The sequence below is a fragment of the Candidatus Eisenbacteria bacterium genome, from assembly GCA_035577985.1.
Lineage (GTDB): Bacteria > Desulfobacterota > Binatia > DP-6 > DP-6 > DATJZY01.
In genome coordinates this window covers 1-6,966 of the sequence record DATJZY010000155.1, presented here as the reverse complement: position 1 = coordinate 6,966, position 6,966 = coordinate 1, and the positions used below count along the sequence as shown (strand labels likewise).

General features: G+C 72.4%; 6 protein-coding genes. All 6 read right to left on the bottom strand.

All coding sequences use genetic code 11. The features are described from left to right. Positions 1–100: 100 nt before the first annotated feature. Positions 101–1,231, bottom strand: coding sequence for a hydrogenase formation protein HypD (hypD, locus tag VMS22_22620; GenBank protein ID HXJ36841.1), 1,131 nt, complete (start codon positions 1,229–1,231; stop codon positions 101–103). Next, positions 1,224–1,514 carry a HypC/HybG/HupF family hydrogenase formation chaperone gene (locus VMS22_22615; GenBank protein ID HXJ36840.1) on the bottom strand — a complete coding sequence of 97 codons (291 nt, stop codon included), beginning with the start codon at positions 1,512–1,514 and terminating at the stop codon, positions 1,224–1,226. The genes hypD and VMS22_22615 overlap by 8 nt, the downstream gene beginning before the upstream one ends. Then, entirely contained in the window at positions 1,514–3,808 is a 2,295-nt protein-coding gene (hypF, locus tag VMS22_22610) for a carbamoyltransferase HypF (GenBank protein HXJ36839.1), read from the bottom strand. Before hypF ends, VMS22_22615 begins: the two co-directional genes overlap by 1 nt. Further along, positions 3,805–4,356 (bottom strand): hydrogenase maturation protease, encoded by a 552-nt coding sequence (locus tag VMS22_22605; protein HXJ36838.1) that lies wholly within the window; start codon positions 4,354–4,356, stop codon positions 3,805–3,807. The genes hypF and VMS22_22605 overlap by 4 nt, the downstream gene beginning before the upstream one ends. Then, positions 4,353–6,050 (bottom strand): nickel-dependent hydrogenase large subunit, encoded by a 1,698-nt coding sequence (locus tag VMS22_22600; GenBank protein ID HXJ36837.1) that lies wholly within the window; start codon positions 6,048–6,050, stop codon positions 4,353–4,355. Before VMS22_22600 ends, VMS22_22605 begins: the two co-directional genes overlap by 4 nt. Next, positions 6,028–6,966, bottom strand: a 939-nt coding sequence (gene nrfD, locus VMS22_22595; protein HXJ36836.1) for an NrfD/PsrC family molybdoenzyme membrane anchor subunit, incomplete at its 5' end; no start/stop codon positions are given. The genes nrfD and VMS22_22600, both read right to left, overlap by 23 nt.

Sequence of the window (6,966 nt, the reverse complement as noted above, 5' to 3'; positions counted from 1 at the left end):
GCGCCGTCGGCGCCGGCGACGAACACGCTCTCGATCAGCACGCGCATCGCGCGTCCACCCGCGCCGTGGCGCAGCTCGATGCGATCCTGGCCGTGCATCGTCATGCGCTCGCTCCGAGGTCGGGCCGCCCGCCGTACTCGTGCCAGATGCGGCACGTGCCCTCGCTGCTCACCATGCAGGCGCCGACCGGCGCCTGCGGCGTGCAGCGCGTGCCGAAGAGCGGACAGCGGTCGGGCGACGCGATTCCGGCCATGATGTCGCCGCAGATGCACTGTCGCGCCAGCGTGCGCGGCGCGCCGTCGATGGCTCGTTCGACGTCGATGCGGAAGCGACGCCGCGCGTCGCGGTCGGCCCAGTCGTCGCGGAGCCGGAGGTTGCCGTTCGGGACGTGGGCGATGCCCCGCCAGCATCCGCCGACCGGGCGGAAGACCCGCCAGAGACGCTCCTGCGCGACGTGGTTTCCGGCCTCGGTCACGCACCGGGGGTACATGTTGGCGACGCGCGGCGTGCGGTCGCGGATCAGCTCGAGCAGACGCGCGAGCCCCGCGAGGATGTCGAGCGGCTCGAAGCCCGCGACCACGACCGGGACCCCGTGCCGCGCGGCGAACGCCTCGAAGATGGCGGAGCCGGTGATCGTCGCCGCATGCCCGGCGGCGAGGAAGCCCTCGACCCGGGTCGCCGGCATCTCGGCGACGATGTCCATCACCGGCGGAATGAACTTGTGCGCGGACAGCACGCTCAGGTTCGGCGGCGGGTCGTCGAGCAGGGCGGCCGCGGTCGCGACCGCGGTCGTCTCGAAGCCGGTGGCGAAGAACACGACGTCCTCGTCGGTCCCTCGCGCCAGCTCCACGGCCTGCGTGACGCTGTAGACGACGTCGACCCGGGCGCCCTCGGCCTGCGCGTCGCCGAGCGAGCGGGCCGTGCCCGGCACGCGTACGATGTCGCCGTACGTCGCGATGCGCACGCCGTCCAGGGCGAGCGCCACGGCCTCGTCGATCTCGGCCAGGTCCGTGACGCAGACGGGGCAGCCCGGTCCCATGATCACTTCGAGCGCTCGCGGGAACGACGCGCGGAGCCCGAAGCGGGCGATCGCCTGCTCGTGGCTGCCGCAGACGTGCATGACGGAGACCGGGTCGCGCCCGATCTCGCGCGTGAGGCGCGCGAGCGTCGCGACGAGCGCACGCCCCTGCGCCGGATCGCGGAACTCGAGCGCGCGCGCGGGACTACTCACGACGCACCCTTCCCGTGCCGCCGAGCTCGCCGCGCACGTCGGCCGCCATCGGGTCGGCCGCACCCGGGTCGGCGAGGAGCGTCTCGTAGAGCGCCAGCGTCTGGCCGACGTCCTCGGGCGAGATGCGGCGGATCGCGAAGCCGACGTGGTTCAGCACGTAGTCGCCGGGGACCACCGCCTCGTCGACGACGTCCAGACGCACCGCCTTCCGCACGCCCCAGAAGTCGACGACGGCGAGCAGGCCGTCGACCTCGACGACGCGGCCGGGGACGCCGAGGCACATCAGGCGGCCCTCCCCGCCGCGACGGCGGTGCGGGCGACGGCGTCGGCGACGAGCGCCTGGCCGAGCGCGATGCCGCCGTCACCCGGTGGGACGTCGCGGTGCACGTGCACGGCGAGATCCGGCGTGAGCGCGGCCACGACGCCCTCCGTGAGCCGTGCGTTCTGGAAGCAGCCGCCGCTCAGGACGACGGGCAGCCGCCCGAGGCGTCGCGCGGCCGCGCGCACGCACTCCGCCGTCGTGACGACGAGCGTGTTGTGGAACTTCGCCGCGATGTACGTCGCCGGCGTGCCGGCGAGGAGGTCGGCGACGAGCGCGCGCACCAGCGGGCGGAGGTCGATCTCCCAGGGCGTCGCACGATCGTCGATCGCGAAGGGGTAGCGGCCCTGCTCATCCGGGTCGGCGACATGCTCCAGCGCGCTCGCCACCTGCCCCTCGTGACGCGCGTCCCGGCGCCCGAGCACGAGCGCCCCGACCGCGTCGAAGTAGCGCCCGACGCCGCGGGCGCGTGGCACGTTCAGGCCGGTCTCGATCATCCGCCGCACGACGGCCACGGCATCGTGCGGCACCTGCGAGAACAGCGCCAGGCGGTCGAGCGGCGCCGCGTGATCGAAGGCGTCGTCGAGGAGCGCGCATGCGGTACGCCAGACGTCGCGGATCGCGGCGTCGCCACCCGGCAGCGGGAGGGGTCGAAACGTGGCGAGCCGCTCGAAGCCGGCGAAGTCGGCGAGCAGCAGCTCGCCGCCCCACGCCGTGCCGTCGGTCCCCCACCCGGTGCCGTCGTACGCGACGCCGAGCACCGGCCCGTCGAGGCCGTGCTCCGCCATCGCGCTCGCGACGTGGGCGTGGTGGTGCTGCACGCCAACGCGCACGACGTCGGGCCGCGCCAGCGCCCACGCGGTCGAGACGTAGCCGGGATGCAGGTCGTGCGCGACGACCTCCGGACGCACGTCGAGCCAGCGCTCCAGGCGTGCGATCGCCTGCTCGAACGAGGCGAGCGTCGCCGGGTGATCGAGGTCGCCGACGTGCGCGCCGAGATACGCCCGATCGCCGACGGCCAGGCAGAACGCGTTCTTCAGCTGCGCCCCGCAGGCGAGGACCGGGCGCGCCACCGGGCGGACGTGGACGGCACGCGGCACCCAGCCACGCGCACGGCGCAGGACGACGGGGTGCCCGGCGACGACGCGGGCCACCGAGTCGTCGCACGGCGCCTCGATCTCCCGGTCGTGCACCAGGAAGAGCGCCGCGATCGGCGCGAGGCGCGCGACGGCGTCGGCGTCGACGTGCGCGATCGGCTCGCTTTCGGTATTGCCGGAGGTCATCACCAGCGGACGATCGACGTCGGCGAGCAGCAGGTGGTGCAGCGGGGAGTAGGGCAGCATGAGCCCGACGAGCGGGGTGCCCGGGGCGACGCGATCCGAGAGACCGGCATCGGGCCGCCGGCGTGCGAGGACGATCGGCCGCTCGACCGACGTGAGGAGCTGCCGCTCGACGTCGGTCAGCTCCGCGAGCCGCTCGGCGGTGGCCAGGTCGCGGACCATGACGGCGAACGGCTTCTCGTCCCGCCGCTTGAAGGCGCGGAGCTCCACGAGCCCGGGCGAGGACGCATCGCACGCGAGATGGAAACCGCCGATGCCCTTGACGGCGACGACCAGTCCACTCCGGAGTGCGACCGCCGCGGCGCGTAGCGGGTCCTTCGCCGCGAGGTCGGCGCCGTTCGCTGCGAGGAGACGCAGCCGCGGGCCGCACTTCGGACAGGCGTTGGGCTCGGCGTGGAAGCGCCGGTCGGGGGCGGACGCGTACTCGCGCTCGCAGTCGCCGCACATCGGGAACCGCGCCATCGTCGTCACGGCACGGTCGTACGGAACGTCGCGGGCAATCGTGAAGCGCGGGCCGCAGCGCGTGCAGTTGGTGAAGGGATGGCGGTGCCGCCGATCGCGCGGATCGAAGATCTCCGCCAGGCATTCCGCGCACGTGGCGCGATCGGGTGGGATGCTCAGGTGCCGCGCCGGACCGGCCTCGCTGCCGACAATCTCGAACCGATCCGCGGGCTCGGCCGCGATCGCTGTCGACACGAAGTCGCGGATCGCGGCGCCCGGCGGCGGCGACGCGGCGAGACGCTCGACGAACCCGTCGAGCGCCTCGCCCGAGCCGAAGACGTCGATCGCGACACCGCCGGCGTCGTTCCGCACCGTGCCGCTCAGCCCCGCCTCGCGCGCCATGCGGTAGACCCAGGGGCGGAACCCGACGCCCTGGACGATGCCGCTCACCTCGATGTGCCGCCCCTCGGTGCTCACGGTCTCTCCTCGGCGGGCGCGAGCCACCACGCCTCGGGTTCCGTGGGCTCGCGCCGCCGGCGTGCCGGCACGCCGAGCCAGGCGAGCTCGGCGACGACGAGCGCCGCGGCCGCCGGACACGCGGCGCGGACGGGCCCGCTCAACGTCGTCTCCATCGCGAGCGAGGCCGGGACCACGCCGACCACGAGCACGTCGTCCGGCCCTTCGCCGGTGAGGTCGCCGAGCGCGAGCGCCTCGAGGACGGCGGGATCGTGCGGGCTCGTGCGGGAGAGGATGGGCAGCGCCCGTAGATCGTCGCGACGGTAGCAGTGGACCTCGCCCGGGGCCCCCGGGCCCGCGACCGTGTCGACGATCACGAGCGCCTTGCGCCCGTGTACGGCGGCGAGGATGTGCAGCCCGGGCGTGCCGCCGTCGACCAGCTCGACCGCGGCCGGGAATTCCCAGCCGGCGCGCAGGAGCGCGATCACGGTCGGCCCGAAGGCGTCATCGCCCATGAGGACGTTGCCGAGGCCGACGACCGCGACCGGCGTCGTGGGGAGCCGTCTCACAGCACTTTCACCGTCGCGACCGTGCGACCGGTCGTGTCGAGGACGTGACACGCGCACGCCATGCACGGGTCGAACGAGTGCACGGTGCGCAGGACCTCGAGCGGCTTGTCGGTGTCGGCGACGGGATTCCCGAGGAGCGAGGCCTCGTACGGGCCGGCGACGCCGTACGAGTCGCGCGGGCTCGCGTTCCACGTCGTCGGCACGACGGCCTGGTAGTTCCGGAGGATGCCGTTCTCGACCACGACCCAGTGGGAGAGCGTCCCGCGCGGCGCCTCGTGGAAGCCGACGCCCTCGACCGTGCCCTTCGGGAACGTGGGGGGCACGTAGGTCGCCACGTCCCCGTGCCCGATGCCGTTGGCGAGCAGCTCCCAGTGCCTGCTCGCGAGCTCGATGAGCATCGCCGAGCGGATCGCGCGCGCGAGGTAGCGGCCCATCGTCGACTGCAGGTCGTCGACGGTCACGGGCCGGCCGGCCGCGGCGGAGACCCGCGCGAGCGCGAGATCCGTCCACTTCCGTGTGAGCGGGTGCGCCTGCGCGTAGCCGACGAGGACGTTGGCGACCGGCCCGACCTGCATCGGGCGCCCCTGGAAGCGGGGTGCCTTCACCCACGAGTATTTCCCGTCGTCCTGGAACTCGGTGTACGCGGGGATCGTCTCGCCCTTCCAGGGCTGCTGGACGCCACCCTCGTACCAGGCGTGCGTCAGGTCCTCGGTCACGCCGTCGCGCCACCATGCGTCGCGCGGACTGTTGATGGGATGGACGGTGTGCAGGTCGCCGTCGAAGATGGTGCCGCCGGGAAGGTCGTACGTCGTCGACGCGCCGTCGGCCGGGAGATCGGGCACGGCGAGGTAGTTCCGGACGCCGGCGCCGTACCGGAACCAGTCCGGGTAGAGGCCGGCGAGCGCGCATGCGTCGGGCAGGTAGACCTGGTGGATGAAGTCGACGACGGCATCGAAGTGCCCCTTCACCGCCCACAGGCGGTCCATGTTGATCGTCGCGTCGTTGTCGAGGTTGATGGCGTTCATCACGCCGCCGACGGCCAGGTTCTGGATGTGCGGCGTCTTCGCGCCCAGAATCGCCACCACCTTGTTCACCTCGCGCTGGAAGTCGAGCGCCTGGAGGTAGTGGGCGAGGAGCAGCAGGTTCGCTTCGGGCTCGAGGTGCATCGCAGGGTGGCCCCAGTAGCCGTTCTGGAAGATGCCGAGCTGCCCGCTCGTGAGCAGCGCCTTCACCTTGTCCTGGACCTTCCGCATCTCGGGCCGCGAGTTGCCGCGCCATTCGGAGAGGCTCTCGCCGAGCGCCGTCGCCTTTGCCGGGTCCGCCTTCGGAATCGTCGTGACGTCGATCCAGTCCAGCGCCGACAGCTGGTAGAAGTGCACGATGTGATCGTGGAGCGCGTGCGCGATCAGGATCAGGTTGCGGATGTACTGCGCGTTCGGCGGGATCGGCATCTCGAGCGCATCCTCGACGGCCCGCACGGACGCCATCGCGTGCACCGTCGTGCACACGCCGCAGAAGCGCTGCGCGAACACCCACGCCTCCCGCGGATCGCGGCCGCGGAGGATGGTCTCGATGCCGCGCCACATCGTGCACGAGACGCGGGAGTCCGTGACCTGCCCGCCGTCGACCACGACGTCGACGCGGAGGTGGCCCTCGATGCGCGTGACCGGATCAATCGTCAGTCGGGTTGCCATGCACGTCGAGTCTCCATTCGGGGTGGTCGGCACGCGCGACCGCGATCAGGCGGTCCCACGCCTCGATGGGTGCCGGAAGGATCGCAAACGTCTTCACGGCCAGGCTGAAGCCGACGATCGCGAGCGCGATCCACCCGCACATGATCAGCAGCTCCGGCACCGACGGGAAGTAGACGTCGTGCGGGCCGCCGGGGCGGAATGCGAGCGTGGTCGGGGCGAAGCGGTAGAGCAGCGAGGCGAGTCCCGCGAGCGTCGTCATGTTGTAGAGGACGCGCGGCGTCTCGCGCAGCCGCCGCGAGCGGAAGACCAGCGCGGGCACGAGCAGCCCCACGTTCTCGGCGAGGAAGATGACGCTGTAGCTGTCGAGCGCGACCGCCGCGCCCAGCTCGTGCCGCCACGCGACGTCCGCGAGGCGGAGCCCGAGCCACAGGAAGATCGTCTTCGAGAGGAGATCGGCCAGCTCGGACAGGATCGAGACGTCGATCGGCCGCTTCCAGTACAGGCACGCCGTCATGAGCGCGAAGATCGTCGCCGCGAAGCCGCACACGACCGCCTGAATCAGATAGAGGACCGGGAGCCAGGGTGTCTGCCAGAGCGGGTGCACCTTGGCGCCGGCGAGCGACAGCAGCGCGCCGAGCGACGACTGGTGCATCGCCGGCAGCACGTAGGCGCCGGCGATCATGAACGGATAGATGCGGCGCAGGAACGGCTCGACGGCGCGGATCCTGCGTCGCGCGACCGGTCCGCCCGTCGCCCAGATGCGCTCGAGTACGTAGGGGACGTTCTCGAACGCCAGGAACAGGAACGCATAGAGCGGCATGCAGAGCGCGACCTCGAACATCGCGGATTCGGTGTTCCAGCGCCACGGGAAGAGGATGTTGTAGAAGTTCCACACCCGCCCGACGTCGACGCCGAG